This is a genomic window from Streptomyces sp. bgisy100, from assembly GCF_057709105.1.
In genome coordinates this window covers 49789-75841 of sequence record NZ_JBYITE010000020.1, presented here as the reverse complement: position 1 = coordinate 75841, position 26053 = coordinate 49789, and the positions used below count along the sequence as shown (strand labels likewise).

The following is a 26053-nucleotide window of genomic DNA, read 5'->3' as shown; positions in this document are numbered from 1 at the left end:
CCACGGGGAGCGGCGCCGTGCAACGGAAGGCCACGGGGAGCCGCGCCGTGCACGAGCGCGACGGCGCTGCCCGCCGGTCACGCGGTGCGGCGGGGCGGGTCCGCCAGGACGGCCGGCCGGACCGCCCCGGGCCAGCGCATATTGGCGCGGTCGAGGACCGGTTCCAGGAGCCATGCGTTGGCCGCCTGCCGGTCGAAGGTGAGCTGCCGGCCGGAGCGTTCGGGGCCGGTCAGGTCCTCCGCCCGCAGGGAGACCGCCCGGACCCGGGCCCGCTGCAGGCCCAGCGCGTCGTGCAGCGCATAGGCGGTGGCGGCCAGGGCCGGGGTGTGGGCGGTCGGCTCGGGCAGCGCCTGGGTGCGGGTCGTCGTGGTGCGGTCGGCGTAGCGGACGGTGAGGGTGAGCGCGCGGGCCACCCGGCCGTCGGCCCGCATCCGGAAGCCGAGGTCGGCGGCGAGCGCGAGCAGCGCCCGGCGCCTGAGGTCCGCACCCAGCTCGTCGTGGTCGAAGCGCTGTTCGGCACTGACCGAGCGCGTCGTGGCGCCTGCCGGCCCGTGCCCCGGAGCCGAGGAGACGGGGGTGGGATCGATACCGTGCGCGCGGTCGTACACCCGGCGCCCGGCGCTCGCGCCGAGGATGCGCTGGAGGGTGGCCGGCGGAGTGGCGGCGATCCGGCCGACGCTGTCCAGTCCGTACGCGCCGAGGGTGCGGGCAGTGGCCGGGCCGACCCCGTGGAGTGCGGTGACCGGCCGGGGCGCGAGGAAGGCGGCCATCGCGCCGGGGTCGTCGGGGACGGTACGGATCGCGTCACCGGGCGCGGGGTCGAGGGCGGCCAGGCGGGCCAGCAGGGGGTTGCCCGCAACCCCGACGGTGCAGTCCACGCCGTGCCGGGCGAGCGCCCGGACCCGGACGAGGCCGGCGATCCCGACGGCGTCCCGGCCGAAGTAGCGCAGCGCGCCGCGGACGTCGACGAGGGCCGCGTCGGGCGGGAGGGCCTCGATCACGGGGCTGAACTCGGCGAGCAGCCCGAGGAGTTCCGGATAGGTCTCCTCGCCGGGGGCCGTCTCCGTCCCCGCGGTCCGGAACCGCACGTACAGCGTCGAAGGCCTGCTCCCGGAAGCCGGGGCCGTGTTCCGCAGAGCCCGGGGCCCGCTCCCGGAAGCCGGGGGTGCCTTCCGAGTCGGGGCCGCCTTCCGAGGGGCCGGGGCCGCTTTCCGAGGAGTCGGGGAGGTCATCGGCCCGCGCTCCCCGGGCTGGAGTGCCACAGTTTGCGGCCGGTGGCGGCCGGGTCGCCCGCGGGGCGGAGGTCCGCCCAGGGGTGCATGGCGTAGCCGGTGGACAGGTGGATGCGGCGGCCGTCCGCGGAGCCGGCGGGCGCCCCGGACGCCGGCTCCGCGCCGGGCCCGCCGTCGGGCCGCTCCCCCGGGCCTCCCGGCTCCCCCGAGTCCCCCGGGGCGCCGGACGTCAGCCGCGCCGCGACCGCGTCCAGACCGCCCTCGCGGCGCAGTTCCGCGAGCTCCGCGAGGTTCCACGCCGCCGCGCCGACCACGCTGAGGCTGCGCGGTCCGCGCCGCTGGACCGTGCCGCGGACGAGGAGCAGCCAGGAGTGGAAGACGGTGTGGGCGCAGGCCGCGTGGCTGTCGTCGAAGAAGGCCAGGTCGACCAGGCCCGTGCCGTCGTCGAGAGTGGTGAAGACGACCCTCCGGCCGGAGCGGATCGGCGGGGTCTGGGTGGCGGCCTTGGCACCGGCGACGAGCACCGTCTCGCCGTGCCGGGCGGCGCGCAGCCGCTTGGCCGGAATCACCCCCAACTCCTCCAGGAAGGCGGCGTGGTCGCCCATGAGGTGCCGGGAGGTGTCCATGCCGAGCACGCCCAGTTCGGCGCCGAGGCGTTCGCCCGCGTCGAGGTCGGGCAGTCCGGCCGGTTCCGCGAGGGCGGGCCGGGCGTCCGCGTCCAGCGGGAGCTGTCCGGCGCGGGCGGTGGTGCCGCGCTGGTGCCGGTGGAGTTCGGCGATGTGCAGGAGCAGGTCGCGCCGGTTGTTGCCGAACGCGTCCAGCGCGCCCACCTGGGCGAGCCGTTCGGCGACCGGCCGCCCCGGGCGGGCCCGGTGCCAGAGGTCCTGGAGCGAGGTGTACGGACGGCCGGACGCGATCCGCTCCGTCTCGGCCTCGCTGATGCCGTGCACTTCGGAGAGCGCGAGGCGAATGCCCCACTTTCCACCGGACTCCAGTTCGATTCGATAGTCGGCGGCCGACCGGTTCACCTCCAGGGGCAGGATCGGCACCCCGCGCCGCCGCGCGTCCGCGAGCAGCAGCCGCTTCGGGTACATCCCGGGGTCGTGGGTGAGCAGCCCCGCGTAAAAGGCAGCCGGGTAGTGGGCTTTCAGCCAGGCCGACTGGTAGGTCGGCACGGCGAAGGCCACGGCGTGCGCCTTGCAGAAGCCGTACGAGCCGAACGCCTCGACGATCTCCCAGGTGCGCTCCACCACCTCTGGTGCGTACCCCCGGGCCGCGGCCTCCGCCGCGAACCAGGCCCGTACCCGCCCCTGCCGCTCGGTGTCGGACAGCGCGCGGCGGGCCTCGTCGGCGCGCCCCCGTCCGCAGCCGGTCATGACCGACAGGATCTCGATGATCTGCTCGTGGAAGACGACCACCCCGTAGGTCTCGCGGAGTGCGTCCGCCAGGTCGGGGTGCGGGCACTGCGGCACCCGCCGTCCGTGCCGCGCCTCGATGAAGGGGCGCACCATGTCGGCGGCGACCGGGCCGGGCCGGAAGAGCGAGATGTCGACGACGAGATCGTGGAAGGTGGCGGGCTGGAGCCGGCCGATCAGATCGCGCTGCCCCGGGGACTCGATCTGGAAGCAGCCGAGGGTCTCGGTGGAGCGGATCAGGTCGTAGGTCGCGGGGTCGCCCGGCGGCACCTGCGCGGGGTCGTCCAGATCCGGCCCCCGCCCGGTGGCCCGTGCGATCTCGGCCACCGCGTGCGCCATCGCGGACTGCATCCGCACCCCGAGCACATCCAGTTTGAGCAGCCCCAGGTCCTCGACGTCGTCCTTGTCGAACTGCGCCATCGGGAAGCCGTCACCGCTGGCGACGACGGGGGTGCGGTCGTGCAGCGAGGCGTCGGACAGCAGCACTCCGCAGGGGTGCATGGCGATCCCGCGGGGCAGTCCGTCCAGCGCCTCCACCAGCTCCCACAGCCGTCCGTAGCGGTCCCCCTCCGCGGCGACCGCGCGCAGCTCCGGCAGTTCGGCGAGGGCGGCACGGGCGTCGCGGGCCCGGATGTGCGGGAAGGCCTTGGCGAGCCGGTCGGTCTCGGCCGGGTCCATGCCCAGGGCCGCGCCCACGGCCCGGATCGCGTGCCGCACCCGGTAGGTCTCCGGCATGGCGACGGTGGCGACCCGCTCCGCCCCGAAGCGGTCGAAGATCGCGCGGTAGACGTCGAGGCGCCGGGCGGACTCCACGTCGATGTCGATGTCGGGCAGCACCCGCCGCTCCCGCGACAGGAAGCGCTCCATCAGCAGGTGGTGCTCGACGGGGTCGGCGTGCGCGATGCCGAGGAGGTGGTTGACCAGCGATCCGGCGCCGGAGCCGCGGGCGGCGACGCGGATGCCGAGCGCGCGGGTGTCGTCGACGACCTGGGCGACGGTGAGGAAGTACGAGGCGAAGCCGTGGTGTTCGATGATGGCCAGTTCCTCGTGCAGCCGCTCCCAGCGCCGCCGTTCGCGGTCGTAGCCGCGCAGCACCATCGCGGCGGCGCACCGGCCGCGCAGGACGCGGTCGGCGGTGCGCCGCTCCGCACCCACCAGCCGCGGCTCGGGGAAGTGCACGGTGCCGATGCCGAGGTCGTCCTCGGGGTCGACGCGGCACGCGGCGGCGGTCCGCCGGGTCTCCTCCAGGAGGCGGTGCGCCGCGTCCCGGCGGAAGCCCGCGGCCTCCGCGATCCGCTCGGCGGCGCGGGCCATGTCCCGTTCGTCCTTGAGCCAGCGTTCGCCGCTGTCGAGCCGGTCGGGCCGGCGCGGGTCGACGGGGACGAGGAGGCGGGCGGCGTCCAGCACGTCGGCGACCGGGCCCTGCCCGGGGTCGGCGTAGCGGACGGCGTTGCTCAGGACGGCCGGCACGCCCTGGTCGGCGGCGAAGCCGACGGTACGGGCGGCGAGCCGCAGCGACCCCGGCCCGGTGCCCCCGCGCCCGTGGTGGACGACCTCCAGCCGGAGCGCGCCGCCGTACAGATCCCGCCAGGGGGCGAGCAGCCGCTCGGCCCGGTCGGGGCGGCCCTCGGCGAGGGCCCGGCCGACGTCGGAGCCGGGGCCGAGCAGCACGGTCAGCCCGCTGTCCGCGGACCTCTCCAGGTCGGACCGGTCCAGGAGGGGCTGTCCGGCGTCGCCCGCGTGGGCGGCCGAGACCAGGCGGCACAGTCCGGCCCAGCCGGTGGCGCCGTCCCGGGCGAGGAAGACCGCCCGGGGCGCTGACTCGTCGAGGAAGGCGCCGCCGCGCACCGGGTTCCGCCGCCCCGGGGGCGTGCGGCCGAGCGTGCGCCCGGAACCGTCCGGCGCCTGTCCCCGCACGGCCAGTGCGGCCCCGAACAGCGGCCGCACACCGGCCCGGGCACACGCCTTGGCGAACCGGACCGCGCCGGCGAGGGTGTCCCGGTCCGTCAGCGCGAGGGCGTCCATGCCCCGCTCCGCGGCGCACTCGGCGAGCCGCTCCGGATGGGTGGCCCCGTACCGCATGGAGAAGCCGGAGACGGTGTGCAGATGCGTGAACCCGGACACCCGCACCTCCTGCAGCTCGTACACCCCCTGGCCGGAACTTTTCTGTCTCCCCGGTCTCCACCATAGACCAAGGATCGAACATTCGTACGATCGATATGGACGGCCCGCCGGAGCGCCGCCCGGACTGCCGGTGAACACCGCACACCCCCCTGGTGAACAGGGCGGGACGGCGCGATCCGCACCCACCACCCCGCACTCGGCAGCCCCGAGGCGCCCCGGAGACCGGTCCGATTGCGGACATATGCCCGGGGCGAGTCGAGCCGCCCCCACCGAAGCCCGGCGACACGCCGGAGCCGAACGGCACTTTCCAGCCGAGGTGGCACGACAAGCCAGGAACGTTGCACAGCGTTTGCGCAGGTCAGACGGAAGTTTTTGCTTCAAGCGGGAATTTTCGTCCACATGTCGGACACATCTTCGACAGCCTCACACCCCCTCCGACCTGCCCGAATATACATTCGGGCACAGTGTGTTCCGGTGTGGCGACCAGAAGTGACCGCTCGGTGTGCGTTCACCGTTCGCATGAGCAAGACTCCCGTCCGGCATCTGCACCCGCGAACAGAAGGAGCCTTCGAAATGCGCTACACCATTGGGGCGTTGGGGGCGGCCGCCGCCCTGGCCGTCGGCTGCCTGGCGAGCACGACCGCCGTGGCACACGCCGACAGCCAGGGTCAGAGCAGCCTCTACGCACCGTCGGCTCTGGTACTCACCATCGGCAAGGGCGAGGACGCGGCGACCGCGGCCGTGCAGCGGGCCGTCGTGCTGCGCTGCACCCCCAGGCCCGGCGGGGACCACCCGGCCGCGGCCGAGGCGTGCTCCCAGCTCCGTGCCGTGAACGGCGAGTTCTCCGCGCTGACCCAGCCCCCGGCACCGGGCACCGTGTGCACCAGGATCTACGACCCGGTCACGGTCACCGCGGACGGGGTCTGGAACGGCCGTCGCGTCTCCTGGTCGCAGACCTTCGCCAACCAGTGCGTGATGGAGGGGACGACCCAGGGGAACGTCTTCGCCTTCTGACCAGGAGGGAGTGATTCCCTGCCCGCCCGGGAGAGCGCATCCTCCCCGCCGGGAGGGGAACCCTCCTGCAGGACCCGGAGAACATCCGGGGGGCCGCTGAGCCGCACCGGTGCTGTGGGGGCGCCGGCCGGCAGCGACCGGGGCCGTGGGGGGCCCGGACGCAACAGCGCAGGCCCCGGGTACGTCGGACGTACCCGGGGCCTGCGGCCCGCAACACCTGCGGGGCGACCCGCCCGGCGTCAGCCGATCTCGGCGCCGAACTCCTCCAGCGCCTCCGGCACCGGCTGGAAGAACGTGGTGCCACCGGCGGAGCAGTCACCGCTTCCGCCCGAGGTCAGACCGACCGCCGACGAACCGGCGAACAGCGCGCCGCCGCTGTCGCCCGGCTCGGCGCAGACGTTGGTCTTGATGAGCCCCTCGACGGTGCCCTCCGGGTAGTTGACGGTCTCGTTGAGGCCGGTCACCTCACCGCCGTGCACCTGGGTGGTGGAGCCGCTGCGCTTCACCTTCTGGCCGACGGTCGCCTCGGCCGCCTCGGTGATCTTCTGAGTGCTGCCGTTGTAGAGGTTCACCGCACTGGGGTGCTCGGTGTCGCCCGAGTACTTCACAAGTGCGAAGTCGTTGCCCGGGAACTGCGAGTCCTCCATGGTGCCGATCGCGGCACCGTCGGCCGACCACTCGCTGCCCTTCTTGCCGCAGTGCCCCGCGGTGATGAAGGCGGGCTCGCCGCCGACCGTCACGTTGAAGCCGAGCGAGCAGCGACCGCCGCCACTGGTGATCGCGTCGCCGCCGGCGACGAAGGGCCGGTATGCACCGGAGGTCCGCTGCAGCGCGACCTTGCTGCCCAGGCTGTCCAGCACCGTGTCGAGCTTGCGGAGCTTGCCGCCCTTGACGGTCCGGTCCGCGGTGACGACGATCTTGTTCTTCCGCGGGTCGACGGACCACGACGTACCGGGAATGGTCGCCTTGTCCGACAGCGTCGTCCGCGCTTCCTTGAGCTCGGCCAGCGTGTGCTGGACGACCTTCGCGACCGCGCCCTTCGCCCGGACCTTGTCCGCGGCGGTCTTGTCCACGACGTTGACCACGAGCTTCCTGGCCTCGGTGTCGTAGTACGCGCCCGCGGTGTCGCCCCGCAGATCGGACGTGACGGAGGAGGCCAGCTTCGCGGCGGCCGGTGCCGACAGCAGGTCCGCGGCCCGGGGCGGAGCGGGGGTGGCGGTGGCGCTCTGCAGAGTGAACGCCGCGCCGACGACGGCTGCCGCCGCCGCGCCCGCAATCGCGGTGCGCCGCTTGGTGATCCGTCGGTGCTTCAAGTCAAGACCTCCAGTGGGGGGTTGGGCCTGCTGTGGGGAGCATTCGGCCCGGAGGGTGCACATCACGCACACCTGGCACATACGTACAGACGAGGACGGGCCCGCCGAAAAGGAGCCGCGTCCATGCCAATTGGCGCGCCGAGTATGCCCAGGTCCCCCACCGACACACAAGGTCGGGCTCCGGCCGTGTGTACGAAGCCACAAGAGCGGCGTCCACCCGGGGAGGCATTGCGACGCTATGTCCGTCATGGAGACGACGGACGGCGGCCGCCGCACATCGGCCGACGCACCGCACCCGGTCATGACGCCGGACCGTTGCGGAGCCGGAGCTGCCGGAAACCGCTACCGGCACCCGCCCTCGAAGACCACCCCCCGCCGGCCTCGGGTCACACCGGCCGGACCTTCACACCCGCACCGGGACCGTCCCCCGCCCTCATCCCCATCCCCGCCCCCGTACCCGCACCCGCACCATCCCCCCCAGATCATCGACCGGCCGACGGCCGACGGCCCGGTCGTTCACGGCCGCGGGCCACCAGCCGTAACGCCCCCGTCGCACGCCCGACCGGGGCGGGCCGTCCGCCCCGGTCAGGACCTCACCACCTCACACCTGTGACATCACGGCACCCCGGCCACGGGCGGTCCGGCCGCCGAACCGTCGCCGTTGGTACGGGCCTCCGGCCGGCGGCCGGAGCGGAGATCGTCGGCGGCGAGGGCAGCCGCGTCGGCCGGGGAGTCGGATGCCCCTGCGGCCTCCCGCCCGGCTCCGGCCGCCGTCGCAGAAGCAGCCCCGGCCTCGGCACCGGCAGCAGCACCGGCCTCGGTACCGGCACCGGCACCGGCACCGGCACCGGATGCTGCGGTCGGCGCGGCGGCCGGCGTCTCCGCGGGCGTCGCGCCGGAACCCGTACCGGTCGGGGCGCCGGAACCCGTACCGGTCGGGGCGCCGGAAGCGGAGTCGGAGGCCCCGTCGGACACCGGGCCGGACGCGGCCACCGGGGTCCGCGGCGCCGCCCCGACCTCCTGCTGCGGGGCGTACGGCCCCTGCTGGGCCCGCTCCAGGAACCTCAGCAGCTCCACGGGGAAGGGCAGCACCAGCGTGGAGTTCTTCTCCGCGGCCACCGCCACCACCGTCTGGAGCAGCCGCAGTTGGAGCGCGGACGGAGTGTCCGCCATCTGCTGCGCCGCCTCGGCCAGCTTCTTCGAGGCCTGCAGCTCGGCGTCCGCGTTGATGACCCGGGCCCGCCGCTCACGGTCGGCCTCCGCCTGCCGGGCCATGGACCGCTTCATGGTCTCGGGGAGCGACACGTCCTTGATCTCGACCCGGTCCACGGTCACCCCCCAGCCGAGGGCGGGGCTGTCGATCATCAGCTCCAGGCCCTGGTTGAGCTTCTCCCGGTTGGACAGCAGATCGTCCAGCTCGCTCTTGCCGATGATGGAGCGCAGTGAGGTCTGCGCCATCTGGGACACGGCGAAGCGGTAGTCCTCGACCTGGACGACCGCGTCGGCGGCGTCGACGACCTTGAAGTAGACGACGGCGTCGACCCGCACCGTCACGTTGTCCCGGGTGATGCCTTCCTGCCCCGGCACCGGCATGGTGATGATCTGCATGTTCACCTTGTTCAGCCGGTCCACCAGCGGGACGATCATGGTGAATCCCGGTTCCCGCACCTGTGGCAGCAGCCGCCCGAGCCGGAGGACGACCCCGCGCTCGTACTGCTTGACCACGCGCGCCGCGGCCAGGAGGTATACCGCGACACAGCAGAGTGCCGCGACTGCCGCTGTCACGAACTGCTCGACCATCACGGCCACCCACCCGTCTGATTTGCGAATCATGCCCCTTTTGAGGGCCTCTGCTGTCCACGATAATCCCGCGCCGCGGAACCGTGAGGGGCGCCGAGCAGCCATCGAGCCCCCGCCCGGAAGACCGGGCGGGGGCTCGTCCGTCACCGGCCGCGGACTCTCCGGGGTGGGGGTGGGAGACCGGGCCGGGGACGGCTGGAGGGGATGGTGCGATGGGCGCCGGACGGCGCGGAATCAGTAGACGCTCACGCCGTACGCGCTCAGCGCCTCCGTGACCGGCTGGAAGAAGGTCGTCCCGCCGGAGGTGCAGTCGCCGCTGCCTCCCGAGGTCAGACCCACGGCACTGCTGCCGGAGTAGAGCGGGCCGCCGCTGTCACCGGGCTCGGCACAGACATTGGTGCGGATCATGCCGTAGACGATGTCGCCGCCGCCGTAGTTGACGGTGGCGTTCAGGGCGGTGACGGTGCCGCCGTGGGTGCCGGTCGTGCTGCCCCGGCGGGTGACGGACATCCCGACGGTGGCGTCGGCGGCGCTGGTGATGTCCTGGCTGCCGACGGTGCCCGGGTGGCTGATCGAACTGTTGGTGTAGCGCACCAGGCCGTAGTCGTTGCCGGGGAAGCTCGACCCGGCGGTCGGGCCGATGACCGTGGTACGGGCCGCGCTGGTGTACCAGTTGCCCGCGCCGTCGGTGCAGTGGCCCGCGGTCAGGAAGTAGTAGGTGCTGCCGCTGCGCACATTGAAGCCGAGCGAGCAGCGCCAGCCGTCGGCGTAGACGGCGTCGCCGCCCGAGAGCAGCTTGGTGAACTTGCCGGGGGTGCGCTCGATGCGGATAGCACCGGCGTCCCGGCCCGCCTGTCGCTGGATCTTCGCGATCTCGGCGCTGGAGACGGTGCTGTCCGCGGTGACGACGACCCGTCCGGTCTCCTTGTCGACATGCCAGGCGGTGCCGCCGACATCGGCGGTGAGTACGGCGTCGCTCACCTCGGTGAGCTGGGCCGCGCTGTAGGTGGGGGCGGGGGGTTCGGCGTTGGCGGCGGGGACCGCGAACGCCGAGACGGCAACGAGCCCGGAGGCGACGGCGATCAGCCGTGCGCGTCTCGCGATGCCTGAGTGGGGGGTGATGCGCTTGATCCTCACTTCTTCCTCCAGTGGGGAATCGGGGGTCCGCTTGGGTGGGCAGGCCCGTGAGGCGCAGTCGGAGAGCACTCCGGAGTCGTTTTGGACGTGCTCCTGACAAGCGCTGGGGGGAGTATTCGGCCGCCGCGCCCCGGGCCGCAAGAGCGCCTTTCAGCCGTGGTCCGCGCAGGCAGCGGGGCCTCGGCGGCCGGTGGCCGCCGGGGGCCCGCGGTACCCGGCCCGCGCGCGGACGGGCCGGTGGGTCAGCAGGTTCCGCTCCCCCGCCGCGACAGCAAAGGGAGCGGTGTTCACAGGGGGCGGGAGGGGGCGCCGCACGGTCCCGGCAACGGGGCACGACGACGGCGGGGTCCGCGCGCCGTCCGAGGCCACCGCGGTGGCGGTGGCCGGGAGCAGCCCGGACCAGCGGCAGCGGCGACTCCCGCTCCCACTGATCGCATCGGCGAAGACGATCCACTGCGTCCCATCCGTCTCGGCTGCCGCCCGAAAGGCGTTCTCGGTTCGTCCGGTGCGGAGTCCGGCGTCGTGCCCGGGCCCGGTCCGCACGCGGAGCCGTCGGCGGCGGGCACCCGGGCCGTGCGCCGTCCGCCGTACGGCCGGGCTATGGCCGACGCGGCCCGGCACCGGCCGGGGGGCGGGCCCGCGGGCGCCGCACTGCTCGGCCACCCGGCCCCGGGGACCGGGGCCCATAGCGCGCACACCCCGCAGCGACAGGGGACGACGAGCCGCGGGACGCCGCCGCCGAGGGGCGAACCCGCGGGCGCGGCACGCTCCTCGGTCACCCCGGAGGGCCTGGCAACGCCACCGGACGGATACCCGACGGCGGCGCGGGCGCCGTCGACTGCGGGATGCGGCACAGCCGGACGGCCGTTGTCCATCCAGCGCGCAGGAGTGTCCGGAATCCGCCCCTCCGATCGGCCGCTCAACGGCTCAGGCCCGCGGATCCGCCCGGTCGGGACGCAACGGGGCAACTCGCAGAGACCGCCCCGTCGTTCCGGCTCGCGGCACTCCGCGGCGGGGCGGCGCAGGCCGGGGCGGGGGCAATGCCGGGTGGGTAGATGCAGGGTTGGGCGGTACTGGGCGGGGAGACGAGTGGCGGGGCGATGCCGGGCGGGGAGACGGGTGGCGGGGCGCGCCGACGCGGGACGCCCCACGGCCCGGTGCTCCGTGGCCCGGCAGCTACCGGCGCCCGCACGGCCGTTGCGCCGCTCCGGAAGAGCGCGTGGACCGCGCCGCTGCGCCGGGATCGCGGGCACGGCCGGCGCGGTCGGCGCGGACTGCGCGGACTGCGCGGCCGAGGCAGCCGGAACCCTCGGAACGGCCGGGAACGCCGGAAGAGTCGAGAGCCTCGGCAACGCCCGCACACCCGGGACCGGCACAGCACACGCGGCACCGCGGGCGGGCAGCCATGCCGCCCGCTGCCGCTGCGCGCTCATGCGGTCCCGTTCCATGCCGGGGTGGTCCCATTCCATGCCGGGGTGGAGTCCTTTCCTACGAGCCGTACGGGCCGACGAAGGCCGAGGTGCTTGCGCAGCGTCGCACCTTCGTACGCGGTCCGGAACGCGCCGCGCTCCTGAAGCAGCGGCTCCACCCGGTCGACCACCTCATCCAGCCGCTCGGGCACGATCTGTGATATGCGGACGGAACGTCAGCCGAACCGTGGCTCCCCGCGGCGCCGCTCTGCGGCCGTTCCGGCCGGACTCGGCCGCGGCGGGCTTCCGCAGCCGTGGCACCCGACCACCGCAGCCGCCCACGCCGACCGCCCCCGGCTCCCGAACCCCGGCCCTGGCTCAGGCATCACGGCCCGGCGACCCGCGCTCCCGCCGCCGCGCACCGGCCGGCGGGGTATCCGAGCCCCAGGTGCTCCCGCAGGGTGGAGCCCGGATAGAAGCGGCGGAGCAGACTGCGGTGCTGGAGGACGGGCACCGTGCCGTCGACGATCAGCCCGAGGTCACGGCGGGTGTCGGCCGGCCGCAGGTGGAAGCCGTCGGCGGCGCCCGCCGCGTACCAGTCCCCGATGAGGTGGGCGAGCCCCACGGCGTCGGCCGGGGTGCGGAGTTCGACGGGCAGCGAGACGAAGACGGCCGGACGGCCCGGCTCCCGGCCGTGGGCGCGAGCGCGCTCGCGCAGTTCCTCCCCGACGGCGCGCGCCGTGTCGGGGTCCTCGGCGCGGACCAGGACGAGGTCCGCATGGCGGGCCGCGGTCTCCTGGCCCGGCCCCGTCGCGTCGACGGCGATCACGGGACGGCCCTGCGGCGACCGGGGCGGCGCCGACGGTCCGCGCACGGTACGCAACGAGCTCAGGGAATCCCCCCACCGCGGCCCGTCGTGGCCGACCACGCGGCCGGCCACCGTGTCCCGCACCTCCGCGCCGTCCTCCCCGCCGTCCCACAGCCGCGCGACGGCCCCGGCCGCGTCGTCCGCCTCGGCCCACAGCGCTGCCTCGGCGGCCGGGCGCGCGCCGGCCGGCCGGTCCGCGGCACGGGGCGCCGGGACGTCGACGGTCCAGCCCGCGCGGCCCCGGCTCGCCCGGTCCAGCGCGGCGAGCGACGCGGCGACCCGGGCAGGCTCGGTGCGGCAGGCGGCAACGGTCGGTACGAGGCCGATCCGCTCGGTGGCAGGCGCGACCCGGGCCAGCACGGCGAGGGCGTCGAGGGTGGTGCCTCCGGCGGGGGCGGCGCTGTCGTCGAGCGTGACGAAGTCCAGGGCGCCGCGTTCGGCGAGCCGGGCCAACTCCACATACGTGTCGGCCTCTTGGCACCCACCGGTGTCGAGAGCGGCGGCCAGATGGAGCGGTCGGGTCGGTCCGGGCATGGTCATCCTTCGGAAGAGGGGGGTGGCAAGGAGCGGTTCAACGAGGGGACACGGCAGCCGGCACCGGGCCCGAGGGCACGCGCGGAGCGGAGTGCGCCCGTGCGCGGGCGGCCCCGTACGGACCGCCGGACACCGCGCCGCGCCCGCCTTCGGCGCCCGGCGGATCGCCACCGCGGACGGCAGGACACCGCGCCGCGGCAGGAACATCCGGACGGTCACGGCGGTTCCCCGGACGCACGGAGAGCCACGGCGGCCAACTGCCCTTCCGGACCGCGGAGTCGGCCGTCGGCGCGGCGAGCGGAATCACGGCAGGGACAGCGGACCGGGGTTCGGTACCGCAGCGGAGACCCAAGGTCCCCGGGACCGGGGCGGGAACAGCAACCGGAACGGCGAAGGCGTTCGATGAAACGGTGTCCGGCGACACGGACATGCAAAGGCTCCGTCGGCTACGGATCGAGCACGGGTGGCGGACGCCCTCACAGCAACAGCCCGACCGCACCCCTCAGCACGGCCGGGCACCGAGGCTATGCGGTGCGCACGGTCCGCTGTCAAGGTTGTCCGCACTGTGAGCCGTTGAGCCGGGGGCAGTTGACGTCACGGGGGGCTGCTGGTCCACTTGGCCCCATGCAGGCAGGTCACCGGCTCGTCACGCGATGCCACATCGACTTCGGCCGGGTGTGGTCGTCGTCCTGTTCGGGCTGACTCCGCGCCCGAGCCCGCTCCGCACGTACCGGACTTCCGCAGCAACGGACTTGGCACCGACCGGCCTTCACCCTGTCGCGCCTTCCCTCCTGTCGGCCGTCGCACATCCAGTCCGTCGCAGGTCCGGTCCGCCGCACGTCCGGTTGGCCGCATGTCCGGGCCTTCGCCCGTCCGGTCCGCCGCACGTACCGGAAGCGGCTCCGCGCAGCGCCTCCCGACCTCCGCCCTCACACAGCCGACGCCACCCGCCACGGCAGGCGCCACCCTCGGCGCCTGCCGTGTCCCCTCCTCCGTGGCAACTCCGCCCGGCCTGCGCGCCCACAGGCCCGCCGGCTCACCGGCTCAGCGCACGGCCACCGATCCCGGCCGTCCCGCCGGCCGCGTCGCCGGTCGAGTCCGCACCCGCACGCACCCGGGGTGCGGGGCGCCCGCGCGGGCACACCCCACACCGGGAACGCGAACGGGTACGGGAACGCCCCGTACCCGTAGCCGCCGGTACCCGACGTTCAGCCCTCGCAGCACCCGCAGCACTCACAGCATTCGCAGGAGTCGCCACAGCAGCTGCAACCGTCAACGCAGGAGCAGCCGTCACAACAGTCGCAGCAGTCGCAGAACTTGCGGCACCAGCCCTCGCGCTGCCGCCCGTTCCACGGGTCCTCGTACGGGTTCTTGCAGCACACCTGACAGGTGCAGAAGAGCCCGGTCCACACCGCGCACCCGGCGATCAGCCCGCGCCCCCGGCGGGGCGGCTCGGGCGGCATGCCTCCCGGACGGACGTGGCCGGGGCCGTACGGGTCCGTGATCCACGGCGAGGTCTGCGGCGGCTCGCCGTGCCCGTGGGAGCCCTGCGGCGCTCCGTGCTGCGCGTGGGAACAGGAGCTGCCGAACGCCCGGTCCACCGACTGCCGCAGTTCGTGGGCGAGAAGAACGTGGGCGAGCCGGCCCGCCCCGTCCCCCGCGAAGGTCACGTCCCGCAGCGCCAGCCGTACCCCGTGCAGGGCGTCGTCGCAGAGCTGCCGCACCTGCGCAAGGTCGGTACCGGTGGCGGTGATCGGGTTCCAGGCACCGGTCGCGGCGTCGTCCGCCAGGTCCTCCACCGCGTCCAGCAGATGGGCCAGCCGGCCGAAGAGCCGGCCCGCCTCCTCCAGGGGCGCGATGTTTCCGGGCCGCCCGGCGAGTACGGCCGTATGGCCGAAGGCCGCCGCCGTCGCCGTCTCGGTGGGTTCGGTGATCCGCAGCAGGGGGGTTCCCGCGCCCGCGCAGGCCTCGATCCCGGCCTGCCGGTCCACCGCGTCGAGCAGCACGGCCGTGTCGAAGCCCAGACCGGCTCCGGTGCGGGCGCCCGCCCGGTCCCAGGTCGCGGCCACCTTCCGGGCCGCGAGGGCCACCGGGCGGCGCCGCAGCATCCCGTCCCCGTCGGCTATGTGGTCGCGCATCTTCGCGGAGGCCAGTACAAGGGAGACGGTGGCCGCCAGCCTCGCCCCTTCCCCCTGCGCGACCGAGGCGGTGCGCATCCCGCGCAGCGGGCACGGTCCCGCGGTGCGCCGCCAGGCGCCGGACCGCTCCGACTGTGCCTCGGCGAGCACCGAGACGATCAGGCCGTCGTAGTTGGTGGCGATCCTCGCGAACTGGCCCTGCGCGCCACGCAACGCCAGGCAGAGTCCGCAGAGATGGGCCATCCACTGCGTCCGCAACCCCTCGGAGAGACGGTGGCGGCACGGCCTGACTATTCCGAACAAGACTCCCCCTGTACATACGTTTTGCAGCTGAGGGCATGTTAGCGATCGTGCCGATCACCCAGACGCCCCCCATGTCACCCATCCGGGCGGGTGGTTTTCCACCAGCGCCCCGTCAGCTGCCCTGCGCAGGCGGAACCCTGATTCCGCACCACCCGTTGTGCACCAGTACCGTCACGAAACCCCTGCGCGGGGTCTATTCGCTTGGCGCAACATCCGCATCATGGACGACCATGGAGGGGCGGACAGCAGAGACCGCGTGCAAGGGAGGAGGCGTTCATGGGATCGGTGCGCAAGGCGAGTGCCTGGCTGGGCCTCGTCGATGACAACGATGACGACCGCTACTACGACGACGACTACGCGGAGGGACCGGAGCCCGTCGACGCCTGGGTGACCGACCCGCGGGTGCAGGTGGCCGACGAGGCGGCGCAGGAGCAGGGCACCCGGATCGCGACGGTGACTCCCGACAGCTTCCGGGACGCGCGGGCGATCGGCGAGCTGTTCCGGGACGGCGTGCCCGTCATCGTCAACCTGACCGGCATGGAGCCGTCGGACGCCAAGCGGGTGGTGGACTTCGCGGCCGGACTGACCTTCGGGCTGCGCGGGTCCATCGAGCGGGTCGCCACCCGGGTCTTCCTGCTCACTCCGGCCGACTACCAGGTGGTGAGCGGCGACGCCGGGCGCAGGGGCGACGGCTTCTTCAACCAGAGCTGACAGCCGGGGCCGCTCACCGCCGTCGCGCCCCCGGCCATCGCCCGACGGCTGCCGCCGCACCGGCCGCCGTTTCCCGACCGTCGTTCATCGGCCGTCGCTCACCGGCTGTGTTTCACCGGCTGTCGTTCATCGACGGGCCGTTCACCGGTCGTCGTTCATCAGCGTCGCTCATCGGGCGTCGCTCACGATCCGTGCCATGGGCCCGGTCGCTCGCCGCTGTCCGTTTCCGCTCCGCGCGCACCGACGAGTGCCTGCTGCGGCGCGGTCCGCACGGAACGGCCGGACGGCACCGGACACCTGTGCTCCGGGCCGGGCCGGACGAGCCCGCCCCGGCCGGAAACGACGGAAGCGGCGGCAGCGGCGTCATCGGCGGAAGCCGGGGACACTAGTCCCCGCGAAAGGCGTCCAGTCCGGTCAGGGCCTTGCCCAGCACCAGTTGGTGCATTTCCACGGTGCCCTCGTAGGTGAGCACCGACTCGAGATTGGTGGCGTGCCGCATCACCGGGTATTCCAGCGAAATACCGTTGGCGCCCAGGACGGTCCGGGCCGTACGGCAGATCTCGATCGCCTCGCGCACGTTGTTGAGCTTGCCGAAGCTGACCTGTTCCGGCCGCAGCTTCCCGGCGTCCATCCGCCGCCCCAGATGGTGGGCCAGCAGAATGCCCTTGTGCAGTTCCACCGCCATGTCGGCGAGTTTGGCCTGGGTCAGCTGGAAACCGCCGATCGGCCGGCCGAACTGCTCGCGGGTCTTCGCGTAGTCGACCGCCGCCTCGAAGCAGCTGCGCGCCGCGCCCATCGAGCCCCAGACGATGCCGTACCGGGCGTGGCTGAGGCAGCTGAGCGGCCCGCGGAGGCCGGTGACCGAGGGCAGCACGGCGTCGGCGGGCAGCCGGACCTCGTCGAGGACGAGTTCGCTGGTGACCGAGGCGCGCAGGGACCACTTGTGCTTGATCTCGGGGGCGGAGAAGCCGGGGGCGTCGGTCGGTACGGCGAATCCGCGGATGCCTTCCTCTGTCTGTGCCCAGACCACGGCGACGCCCGCCACCGAGCCGTTGGTGATCCACATCTTGCGGCCGGTGAGCACCCAGTCCGAGCCGTCGCGCCTGGCGTGGGTGCGCATGGCGGCCGGGTCGGATCCGACGTCGGGCTCGGTCAGTCCGAAGCACCCGATGATCTCGCCGGCGGCCATGCCGGGCAGCCAGCGCTGCTTCTGCTCCTCGGAGCCGTAGCGGTGGATGGCGTACATGGCCAGCGAGCCCTGCACGGAGACCAGGGAGCGGATGCCCGAGTCGGCCGCCTCCAGTTCGAGGCAGGCGAGGCCGTACTGCACGGCGCTCGCGCCCGCGCAGCCGTAGCCGTCGAGGGACATGCCGAGGGCGCCGATGGAGCCGAGCTCCCGGGCGAGTTCGCGGATATCGGGCAGTTCTCCGCGCTCGTACCAGTCGGCGATCTCCGGCAGCACCCGCCGGGCCGCCCACTGCCGTACGGTCCCGCGGACGGCGAGGTCCTCCTCGCCGAGCAGGTCGTCGATCCCGAGCGGGTCGCCCGGGTCGAACCGTGGCAGGGTGCGGCTTGCGGACATCGGTCGGCCTCCGGCTCGGTAGGGCGCCGCCACCGGCTCGCGCCGGGCGCTGTGATCATCCCGTTCGGCCCTGACGCTACGGCGGGGTAACCCCCGTCGTCCACCCCTGGCCGGGGCCTTCCCCGGACCGCCCGTGCCGCCCTCGGGGCGACGGGGCCGGCCGGCGGCCTCGTACCGGCCGCCGCCTGAACGCGGCTCGCTCTCCCCGGGCCGGGCGGGCACATGCCGGCCCGGGCGCGGGTGAAGTATCGGCCGATCGACGGGTACGGCCGCACGCCGGTGCCTGTGCGGGAGGACGGGCAGTCCCGCCCGGTCAGCACGGTCGGCCCGGGCACAGTGAAGTAACGGCCGATCGACGGGTACGGCCGCACGCCGGCGCCCGCCCGGGAGGACGGGCAGTCCCGCCCGGTCAGCACGGTCGGCCCGGGCACAGTGAAGTAACGGCCGATCGACGGGTACGGCCGCACGCCGGCGCCCGCCCGGGAGGACGGGCAGTCCCGCCCGGTCAGCCCGAGTGGTCGGCGCCGACCCGGGTGCGGCCGCGGTTCTGCTGGCCGGGCAGCCCGTCGGCGGTACGGCCGGTCCCGGGGGTCCCGGGGTGCTCCGCCGCCGGGCCGTCGGTGTCCTCCGGCTCGTCGCCGTACTCCTCCATGGACCGGGGCAGGCGCAGCGCGGCGCAGGCGCCGAGCAGCAGCAGGACGCCGCTCACCACGAGCGTGACGTGCAGGCCGTGGACGAAGGCCTGGCGGGCGGCGGCGCGCAGGGCGGCGCCCGCGGGGCCGCCGAGCCGGTCGGCCACCTCGTACGCCTCGCCGAGCGAGTGTCCCGCGGCCCGCCCGGCCCGGTCCGGCACACCGGTCACGGCGGAGACTCCCGGCGCGTAGGCCGCGTTCATGACGCTGCCGAGCAGGGCGATGCCGATGCCGGCGCCGAGCTGGTAGGAGGTCTCGCCGATGGCGGCGGCGCCGCCCGCGTCGGCGGCGGGAGCCTCGCTCAGCATCGACTCGTAGGCGCCGAAGAGGGTGGTCTCCAGGCCGAAGCCGAGGAGGATCAGGGCGACGGTCAGCAGCCAGGGCCGGTCGTCCGCCCCCATGAGCGTCAGCGAGAACACGGCGCCGGCGGTGAGGGCGAAGCCCGCGGAGACCATGGCGCGCGGGCCGAAGCGCTGGAGCATCCGGGAGCCGAGGAGCCCGGCGGCCATGGCGGCGACGGTCAGCGGCACCATGCGCAGCCCGGTCTCCAGCGGGGAGAACCCGAGGACCAGCTGGAGGTACTGGGTGGCGATGAGCTCCAGGCCGACCAGGGCCAGCATGCCGACGACGATGCAGCCCACGGAGGTGCCGAAGGCGGGGCGGGCGAACATCCGCAGATCCACCAGCGGGTGCTCGCGGCGGCGCTGCCGACGGACGAAGAGGAGGAGCAGCAGGGCTCCGGCGATCAGCGGAATCAGGGTGACCGGGTGCAGCACCGCTTCACCGCCGCCGGCCCGCTTCACCCCCAGCACCATGCCGAACAGGCCGAACGCCGCCATCAGCGCGCCCAGCACGTCCCAGGGGCCGTTGCGGTCGCCGGTGGACTCGGGCAGCAGCCAGCGGCCGACCGGCAGACACACGGCCATCAGCGGGATGTTGATGAGGAACACCGAGCCCCACCAGTAGTGCTCCAGCAGGAAGCCTCCGAGCAGCGGTCCGATCGCGGCGCCCACCGCGGCGACGGCGCTCCAGATGCCGATGGCCAGGGCGCGTTCGCGCCGTTCGGGGAAGACCTGCCGGAGGATCGACAGCGTCGCCGGCATGATCATCGCGCCGCCGATGCCCAGCAGCGCGCGGGCGGCGATCAGTACCTGCGCGCTGTCCGCGGCGGCGGCCACGGCGGAGGCGACGCCGAAGAGGGCGTAGCCGAGGAGGAGGACCCGTCTGCGGCCGACCCGGTCGCCGAGGGTGCCGAACAGGATGAGCAGGGAGGCGGCGACCAGCGGATAGGCGTCGACGATCCAGAGGAGTTCGATGGAGCCGGGCCGCAGGTCCTCGCTGAGCGCGGGGACCGCGACGTGCAGCACGGTCGCGTCGAGGGCGACGAGCAGCAGGCTGACGCAGAGGACGACGAGCACGGCCCAGCGGTTGGCCCCGTGGTCGCTCGTACCGCGCCGATGCCGAGGAACGTCCGCCGCCCGTTTGTCGCGGGCCGTGGTCGTTCCGGACATGTACGCACCTCCCAGTGTTCCGCTCGGTCGGCGGGCCCCGGACGGGACTGCGGCCCGGCGGGCCCGGCTTCGAACGCGAGTGAATCGTCAGGGTACGCGAGTCGGGGCGCCGGGACGGGGCCCCGGCCCACCTCGGCCACCGGGGGTGCGTGGTATCCGTCACGGCCCTCCCGAGTCGCCGGTGACCCAGGGATGACCGGTGCCCGACAAAGCGTGACGGGAACGGCCGACTCCGGAGCGCGGACGCCCGCCCCGCCCCCGCACACCTTTCCCCGGACCGGGAACCGCCAGGTCATAACCTTGATCAACGATCATTCCCGAACCTTCCGGAACTTCCGGTTCCGGCCGTTCCGCAACGGTGCGGACAATTCACGGCCACATCGGGGTAAACACACTCGCCTTACCTGCCGGAGGGCCGGAAAAATGGCCTCACGAAATTCATCCGGCCTGTGCTCGGGCTTTGCGGGGAAGCGCTGAATTCGTGTCTCGGTGAGGTCCGGGCCACATCACATCGTCATCACGAACCCCCTGGTTCGAGCCGAGGGCACCGCTCACCCCCTGTAACGTCGATTGGGTGCGTACCAACCAAATCTTCGCCCGACTGGAGCAGGAGCCGGAGCGACCCAGCAACCGCGATGTGCCGCGGATGAGCCGGACACGCACGGTGCTGTTCGGCTCGGCCGTGTGGTTCTACGTGGCCATCGTCGCGGCCGTTTTCGTGAGCGACCACCTCGTCCGGCTGGACTGGCAGGTCATGCTCTTCCGGCCCTACAAGCAGTGGCCGGAGCTGCACGCCTTCCTCGACTACTTCGTGGTGCTGGGCCAGCGCGGCCCGACCGCCGTGCTGGTCGCCGCGTGGCTGGGCTGGAGATCCTGGAGACAACGCACGCTGCGCCCGCTGCTCGCGCTCGGCGTCGCCCTGCTCCTGCTCAACATCACCGTCGGCGCGGTGAAGTACGGCCTCGGGCGTCTCGGCCCGCACTACGCCACGACCGTCGGCTCGGCCGAGATGTGGTCCGGCGGCGACATATTCCCCTCCGGGCACACCGCGAACGCCGTGGTGACCTGGGGCATCCTGGCCTACCTGGCGACCACCCCCCGCGCCCGGCGGGTGCTGTCGGTCGTCGCCGCCGTCTTCGCGCTCGGCGTGGGCGCCACCACCGTGTACCTCGGCACGCACTGGGTCAGCGATGTGCTCCTGGGCTGGGCCGCGGGCCTGGTCGTGCTGCTGGCCCTGCCCTGGTTCGAGCCGGCCATCGCCACCGTCGAGGCGTGGATCTTCGCGCTCCGCACCCGGTACCGCGCGACCGGCAGCCTGGCCCCGCGGCCGCTGCCGCCGGTGGGCGCCCGCACCTCCCCGCTGGTCACGACGCGCGCCCCGGCACCGGAGAAGGCGCCGCACGGCCTGGAGCCGGTCATCGTCAGCAGCGGGCACGGCTCCGGCGGCCAGAGCGCCCGGAGCGCGGAGAACCGGCCGCACCACCCCGCCCGCCCGCACACCAGCCGCTCCGAGCGCAGCCCGGTCAGCCCGACCGGCAGCCGCAGGCCACCGCACTCCGACCGGACGCCGCGGACCGCCCCCCTGGGCCCGGCGACCGGGCGCGGACGGGCGGGCGGCTGACCCCACGCACCTCCGAGCTGCGGGGACGGTACGCACCCCGGTTCCCCGCACCACACGGCCCCGGCGCTCTGCTCAGCGCCGGGGCCGTCGTCGTACGTCGGGAGGGCTCGCCGTGATGTCCGGGGCGTCGTCGTGACGGGCCGGGCCGACGGTTCCGCGGGCGGCCCGGCTGCGCCCTTCCCCGGCCCTGGCCTCAGCGGACCGCACCGGCCGGACCAACGGGCGAGCCGGCCCGTCACGCGCGGGCCGCTCTCAGCGCCACCCGGCGCCGGTTCCGCCTCCGTAGGGGCGGCACCGGGTCCGGCAGTACCGGGCCGGTCCGCCCACTGACCGGTCAGCCCTTCCAGCAGCGGACGACGACGCCGTCCCGGACCGCCAGATTGAGGCGGCCCGTCAGGTACTCCATGGTGATGATCGCGTCCGGCGGGAGGGTGCGGACCGTGGTCCAGCCGCGCTGCCGGGCACGCTCCTCGGCAGCGGAGGCGTCAAGTCCGACATAGGCCTCGAAGTCGTCGTCCGTCGGCTCGGGTGGGGTCGATGCGTCGCTCATGGTGGCCACCGTAGGCGCCCCCGAAGACGTGACGGAAGGCACGTCCGGGCGACCGGCGGATCCGCGGGTCGTCACGCTTGTGTCACAAGCTGTCGCGTCGACTTCATCACCTCAGCGTCACCCGTACGTGCCCTCCTGAGGGCTCCGGAACTCCGGCCATTCACCGCCGAATTACGTTTCTGACGCCTTGTCCAATAGCCCTCGAAAAACCCGGGGAAATAGTTAACACGGTTCCCGGAAAAGGCTCTTCGAACCCGTCTGGAACTCAATGTTTGCCGCAAGGCAAACGTGGTACCCGATGCAGCGAGGCAACGATGGCTGACACTTCGAAAAACTCAGAGAAGAGCGCGGCGGACGACCGTCCTCCGGCGTTGGACGTCCTCCGGAGAGCCGGAGCGCAGCTCGCCGAGCTGACCGGCCTCCGGGCAGAGGCGGTGACCCGGCTCGAACGCACCGAGAAGGGCTGGATCGTGGAAGTGGAGATCCTCGAGCTGGCCCGGGTGCCGGACACGATGAGCCTGATGGCGTCCTACGAGATCACGACCGACCCGGACGGCACCCTCACCGGCTACCGCCGACTGAGCCGTTACGAACGCGGCCGTTCCGACCGGAGATGACTCCGGGCGGCCGGAGCCGGCTCCGCCGCACACCCATGCAGAAGCGAGAGAGGAAGGTTCGACATGTCCGTTGTCCCGGCGCAGCAGACCGGGGGTGCAGGCGGCACCAGCGGCCTGTACGACGTCCTGGAACTGGTCCTCGACCGCGGGTTGGTGATCGACGCGTTCGTGCGGGTCTCACTGGTCGGCATCGAGATACTCAAGATCGACATACGCATCGTGGTCGCGAGCGTCGACACCTACCTGCGGTTCGCCGAGGCCTGCAACCGGCTCGACCTGGAGTCGGGCCCGAAGAAGGACCCCGGACTGCCGGACCTGGTCGGTGAGATCACCGAGTCCGGGGCGAAGGGCAAGTCCAAGGGCGCGCTCTCCGGCGCCGCCGAGACGCTCTCCGAGGCGTTCAAGCAGGGCCAGTCGGAGGCGGACAGCGGTGACAGGGAGCCGGCGCGACGGCCCCGCCGCACGACGTCCCGCCGGAAGGAGGAGTCGGAGTGAGCACCTACGTCTACGGCATCGTCCTCGCCGCGCACCCGGGCCTGCCCGAGGAGCTGGCCGGCATCGGCGACCCGCCGAACCCGGTCCGCACCGTGCGGGAGGGGGACCTGGCCGCGGTGGTCAGCGACGCTCCCACCGAGCTGCGGCCCAAGCGCCGTGACCTGCTGGCCCACCAGCACGTCCTGACCGAGGCGGGCGCCTCGGGCGCCGTGCTCCCCCTGCGGTTCGGCAGCCTGTCGGACGACGACGACGCCGTGCGGGCCGCGCTCGCCGGTCAGGCGGAGCACTACCGGGAGCAGCTCGGCCGGCTCGACGGCCGGGTCGAGTACAACGTGAAGGCCGTGCACCACGAGGACGCCGTGCTCCGGCTGGTGGTGAACGAGAACAGCGAGGTGCGCACGCTCACCGAGGCCAACCGGGCCGCGGGCGGCGGTTCGTACCAGGACAAGCTGCGGCTCGGCGAGCTGGTGGCCAACGGCGTCAAGACGCGGGAGGTGCACGACGCCAAGGCCGTGGAGGCGGCGCTGGCGCCGCACGCCGAGCAGCACAGCCACGGTCCGGAGACCTCCGGCTGGCTGGTGAACCTCTCCTTCCTGCTGGACCGCGCCGAGTCGGCGGCGTTCCTCAATGCCGTGGAGGAGTTCCGGCAGGCCAATCCGCAGCTCGATGTGCAGGCGACCGGCCCGCTCCCGCCGTACAGCTTCGTCTCCACGGAGCGGGCGACCGCGTAATGGGCCTCCTCGGCGAGATCCTCCTGCTGCCCGCGGCACCCGTCCGCGGTGCGGGCTGGGTGCTGCGGCAGGTGGTGGCGGAAGCGGAACGGCAGTACTACGACCCGGCGGCCGTTCAGCGGGAGCTGAGCAGCCTGGCCGAGCAGCTCGATCAAGGGCTGATCGACGAAGCCGAGTTCGACCGGCGCGAGGACGAGCTGCTGGACCGTCTCGAGGTCGCACAGCAGCGCCGCGCGGCGGCTCCGGGAAGCGGATTCGCGCCCCCGGCGAACGAGGGAAGGACCTCATGACGAACCGACTGGCAGTGGCGCTGGCCGTGACCGCGGGCTATGTGCTCGGACGTACGAAGAAGGCCAAACTGGCCATCGGCGTCGGCAGCATGGTCCTGGGCAAGCGGCTCAACCTCTCCCCGCAGCAGCTCGTGGGGACGCTCACCGAACAGCTCAGGACGAACCCGCAGCTGGCCGAGGTCCGCGACCAGCTGCGCACGGATCTGCAGGGGGTGGGGAAGGCCGCGACGAGCGCCCTGGTCACCCGGCAGCTCAACTCGCTCGCGGACAACCTGCACGGCAGGACCCTCGACGTCCGGGACCGGATCGACACGGGCAAGCTCACCGGCGGCCTGGTGGGCGACGACGAGGACGCGGCGGACGACAAGCCCGCCGACGACGCGTACGAGGCACGCGGCAGCGACCGCGCCGGGAAGGACGCCTCCGGGGGCTCGGGGGACTCGGAGGCGCCGCGGCGCCGGCGTCCCGCGAAGAAGACCGAGGGGACCGGCGGGAAGAGCGAGTCGGACGGGAGCGGTTCCCGGAAGACCGCGGCGAAGAAGGCCTCCTCCGGGCCGCGGTCTTCCGGGAAGGCCCCGGCGAAGAGGCCGGCCGCGAAGAAGACCGAGGGGTCGGCCGCGAGGAACGCGGGGTCGGCGGCGAAGAAGACCGCGGGCACCGCCCGGCGGGCGACCGGCCGGCGCACCGGAGGTGGCGACCGTGACTGACGGACCGAAGGGCACGGGCAACCCCGTCTCCACCCTCAAGGACAGTGTGGTGGGCAACCCCGCCACCGACCGGCTCAAGGAGGAGGCCGCGGCGTTCGCGGCCGCCCAGGCCCAGCGGCTGTTGATATCCGCCGGCCGGAAGCTGGGCGGGGCGACCACGAAGCTCAACGACATCGCCGAGGGCAACAGCCCCGGGCTGTTCCACCTGGCGAAGGAGGGCAGCAAGAAGTTCGCCGAGGGCAAGGGCCCGGTGCGGTCGGCCGTGGAGATCGGCGCGACGAACCTCAAGGACAACCTCAAGGACAAGGTCAAGGGCGCCTTCCAGGGCCTGGGCGGCGGCAAGCGCAAGGGCGGCGGGGGCAAGGGCAAGTTCGTCACCATCGTCGAGGACATCGACGTCGGCGTGCCCGTCCGCGAGGCGTACAACCAGTGGACGCAGTTCCAGGAGTTCAGCACCTTCGCCAAGGGCGTGCAGGGGGTGGAGTCCGCCGACGACACGACGTCCAACTGGCGCGCCAAGATCTTCTGGTCCAGCCGCAGTTGGAAGGCGAACACCACCGAGCAGATCCGGGACCGGCGCATCGCCTGGACCTCGGAGGGCGCCAAGGGCAGCACCAAGGGCGTCGTCACCTTCCACCCGCTGGGCGAGAACCTCACCACGGTGCTGCTGGTCATCGAGTACTACCCCAAGGGGCTGTTCGAGAAGACCGGGAACATCTGGCGCGCCCAGGGCCGTCGCGCCCGGCTCGACCTCAAGCACTTCCGCCGCTTCCTGATGATGCGCGGCGAGGCCACCGGCGAGTGGCGCGGCGAGATCCGGGACGGCGAGGTCGTGCTCAGCCATGACGACGCCCTGGCCGAGGAGGAACACGCCGAGGAGCACGCGGACGACGAGCACGGCGACGGCGCCGAGGACCGCGCGGCCGGCGACGACGACCTCGGGGACGAGGAGTTCGACGACGGAGCCGAGGGCCACGAGGACTCCGAGGAGGCCGACGCCGAGGGGGACGAGCCGGACGGCGAGGACGACGACGGCGAACCGTACGACGAGGACGGGCACGACGCCGACGACGAGGCGCCGGAGGACGAGGAGCCCGAGGACGAGTACGAGGCGGAGGACGAGGAGGACAGCGACGGCGCGTACGAGACCGAGGACGCCCACGAGGACGACGGCGACTACGACGACGCGTACGAGGACGAGGTGGCCGAGGAGGAGCCGGAGCGCGTCCGCGCCTCCCGCTGACCTCCCCGCCGCGGCC

Annotated in this window: 19 protein-coding genes; 9 read left to right on the top strand and 10 right to left on the bottom strand. The window is 73.6% G+C overall.

Features of this window, described 5'->3' with window-relative positions; translation table 11 throughout:
* Positions 1-77: 77 nt before the first annotated feature.
* Together AC3EQ1_RS16045 and AC3EQ1_RS16040 are read right to left on the bottom strand one after the other, a co-directional pair.
* Positions 78-1088, bottom strand: a complete 1011-nt coding sequence (locus AC3EQ1_RS16045; RefSeq protein ID WP_432094978.1) for a DNA polymerase Y family protein — start codon at positions 1086-1088, stop codon at positions 78-80.
* Between the two features lie 140 nt (positions 1089-1228).
* Positions 1229-4771, bottom strand: coding sequence for a DNA polymerase III subunit alpha (locus tag AC3EQ1_RS16040; protein WP_432095010.1), 3543 nt, complete (start codon positions 4769-4771; stop codon positions 1229-1231).
* Between the two features lie 573 nt (positions 4772-5344).
* Here AC3EQ1_RS16040 and AC3EQ1_RS16035 point away from each other — a divergent pair.
* A complete protein-coding gene (locus AC3EQ1_RS16035; protein ID WP_351507470.1) occupies positions 5345-5785 on the top strand; it encodes a subtilase-type protease inhibitor in 441 nt (146 codons plus the stop codon).
* 239 nt (positions 5786-6024) lie between these two features.
* Here AC3EQ1_RS16035 and AC3EQ1_RS16030 read toward each other — a convergent pair whose 3' ends face one another.
* From AC3EQ1_RS16030 to AC3EQ1_RS16010, 5 genes are all read right to left on the bottom strand, one after another.
* Positions 6025-7098, bottom strand: a complete 1074-nt coding sequence (locus AC3EQ1_RS16030) for a S1 family peptidase (RefSeq protein ID WP_432094977.1) — start codon at positions 7096-7098, stop codon at positions 6025-6027.
* Positions 7099-7713: 615 nt separating this feature from the next.
* Positions 7714-8898 (bottom strand): slipin family protein, encoded by a 1185-nt coding sequence (locus AC3EQ1_RS16025; RefSeq protein WP_432095009.1) that lies wholly within the window; start codon positions 8896-8898, stop codon positions 7714-7716.
* Between the two features lie 234 nt (positions 8899-9132).
* A complete protein-coding gene (locus tag AC3EQ1_RS16020) occupies positions 9133-10035 on the bottom strand; it encodes a S1 family peptidase (RefSeq protein WP_432094976.1) in 903 nt (300 codons plus the stop codon).
* Between the two features lie 1794 nt (positions 10036-11829).
* A complete protein-coding gene (locus AC3EQ1_RS16015; RefSeq protein ID WP_432094975.1) occupies positions 11830-12846 on the bottom strand; it encodes an LLM class flavin-dependent oxidoreductase in 1017 nt (338 codons plus the stop codon).
* Positions 12847-14054: 1208 nt separating this feature from the next.
* Positions 14055-15287, bottom strand: a complete 1233-nt coding sequence (locus tag AC3EQ1_RS16010; RefSeq protein WP_432094974.1) for a DUF5685 family protein — start codon at positions 15285-15287, stop codon at positions 14055-14057.
* 276 nt (positions 15288-15563) lie between these two features.
* On the opposite strand from AC3EQ1_RS16010, the gene AC3EQ1_RS16005 reads away from it, so the two are divergent.
* Positions 15564-15998 carry a cell division protein SepF gene (locus AC3EQ1_RS16005; protein ID WP_351507461.1) on the top strand — a complete coding sequence of 145 codons (435 nt, stop codon included), beginning with the start codon at positions 15564-15566 and terminating at the stop codon, positions 15996-15998.
* 385 nt (positions 15999-16383) lie between these two features.
* On the opposite strand, the gene AC3EQ1_RS16000 is transcribed toward AC3EQ1_RS16005, so the two are convergent.
* Both AC3EQ1_RS16000 and AC3EQ1_RS15995 read right to left on the bottom strand, forming a co-directional pair.
* On the bottom strand, positions 16384-17580 hold the full coding sequence (locus tag AC3EQ1_RS16000) for an acyl-CoA dehydrogenase family protein (RefSeq protein WP_432094973.1): 1197 nt from the start codon (positions 17578-17580) through the stop codon (positions 16384-16386).
* A gap of 505 nt (positions 17581-18085) precedes the next feature.
* Positions 18086-19783: an MFS transporter gene (locus AC3EQ1_RS15995; protein WP_432094972.1), complete on the bottom strand. Its 1698-nt coding sequence runs from the start codon at positions 19781-19783 to the stop codon at positions 18086-18088.
* Between the two features lie 574 nt (positions 19784-20357).
* Here AC3EQ1_RS15995 and AC3EQ1_RS15990 point away from each other — a divergent pair.
* Positions 20358-21404 carry a phosphatase PAP2 family protein gene (locus AC3EQ1_RS15990; protein WP_432094971.1) on the top strand — a complete coding sequence of 349 codons (1047 nt, stop codon included), beginning with the start codon at positions 20358-20360 and terminating at the stop codon, positions 21402-21404.
* A 334-nt stretch (positions 21405-21738) separates the two neighbouring features.
* On the opposite strand, the gene AC3EQ1_RS15985 is transcribed toward AC3EQ1_RS15990, so the two are convergent.
* On the bottom strand, positions 21739-21954 hold the full coding sequence (locus tag AC3EQ1_RS15985; protein WP_432094970.1) for a proteinase inhibitor I78: 216 nt from the start codon (positions 21952-21954) through the stop codon (positions 21739-21741).
* A gap of 314 nt (positions 21955-22268) precedes the next feature.
* Between AC3EQ1_RS15985 and AC3EQ1_RS15980 the strand changes: the two genes are divergently transcribed.
* The 6 genes from AC3EQ1_RS15980 to AC3EQ1_RS15955 all read left to right on the top strand — a co-directional run bounded on the left by AC3EQ1_RS15980 (position 22269) and on the right by AC3EQ1_RS15955 (position 26037).
* On the top strand, positions 22269-22571 hold the full coding sequence (locus AC3EQ1_RS15980) for a gas vesicle protein GvpO (RefSeq protein ID WP_351507450.1): 303 nt from the start codon (positions 22269-22271) through the stop codon (positions 22569-22571).
* Between the two features lie 63 nt (positions 22572-22634).
* Entirely contained in the window at positions 22635-23066 is a 432-nt protein-coding gene (locus AC3EQ1_RS15975; RefSeq protein WP_432094969.1) for a gas vesicle structural protein GvpA, read from the top strand.
* Positions 23063-23797, top strand: coding sequence for a GvpL/GvpF family gas vesicle protein (locus AC3EQ1_RS15970; RefSeq protein WP_432094968.1), 735 nt, complete (start codon positions 23063-23065; stop codon positions 23795-23797). Before AC3EQ1_RS15975 ends, AC3EQ1_RS15970 begins: the two co-directional genes overlap by 4 nt.
* Positions 23797-24087 (top strand): gas vesicle protein GvpG, encoded by a 291-nt coding sequence (locus tag AC3EQ1_RS15965; protein ID WP_432094967.1) that lies wholly within the window; start codon positions 23797-23799, stop codon positions 24085-24087. The genes AC3EQ1_RS15970 and AC3EQ1_RS15965 overlap by 1 nt, the downstream gene beginning before the upstream one ends.
* A complete protein-coding gene (locus AC3EQ1_RS15960; protein ID WP_432094966.1) occupies positions 24084-24794 on the top strand; it encodes a DNA primase in 711 nt (236 codons plus the stop codon). Before AC3EQ1_RS15965 ends, AC3EQ1_RS15960 begins: the two co-directional genes overlap by 4 nt.
* On the top strand, positions 24787-26037 hold the full coding sequence (locus tag AC3EQ1_RS15955; protein ID WP_432094965.1) for an SRPBCC family protein: 1251 nt from the start codon (positions 24787-24789) through the stop codon (positions 26035-26037). The genes AC3EQ1_RS15960 and AC3EQ1_RS15955 overlap by 8 nt, the downstream gene beginning before the upstream one ends.
* The last annotated feature ends 16 nt before the right edge of the window (positions 26038-26053 follow it).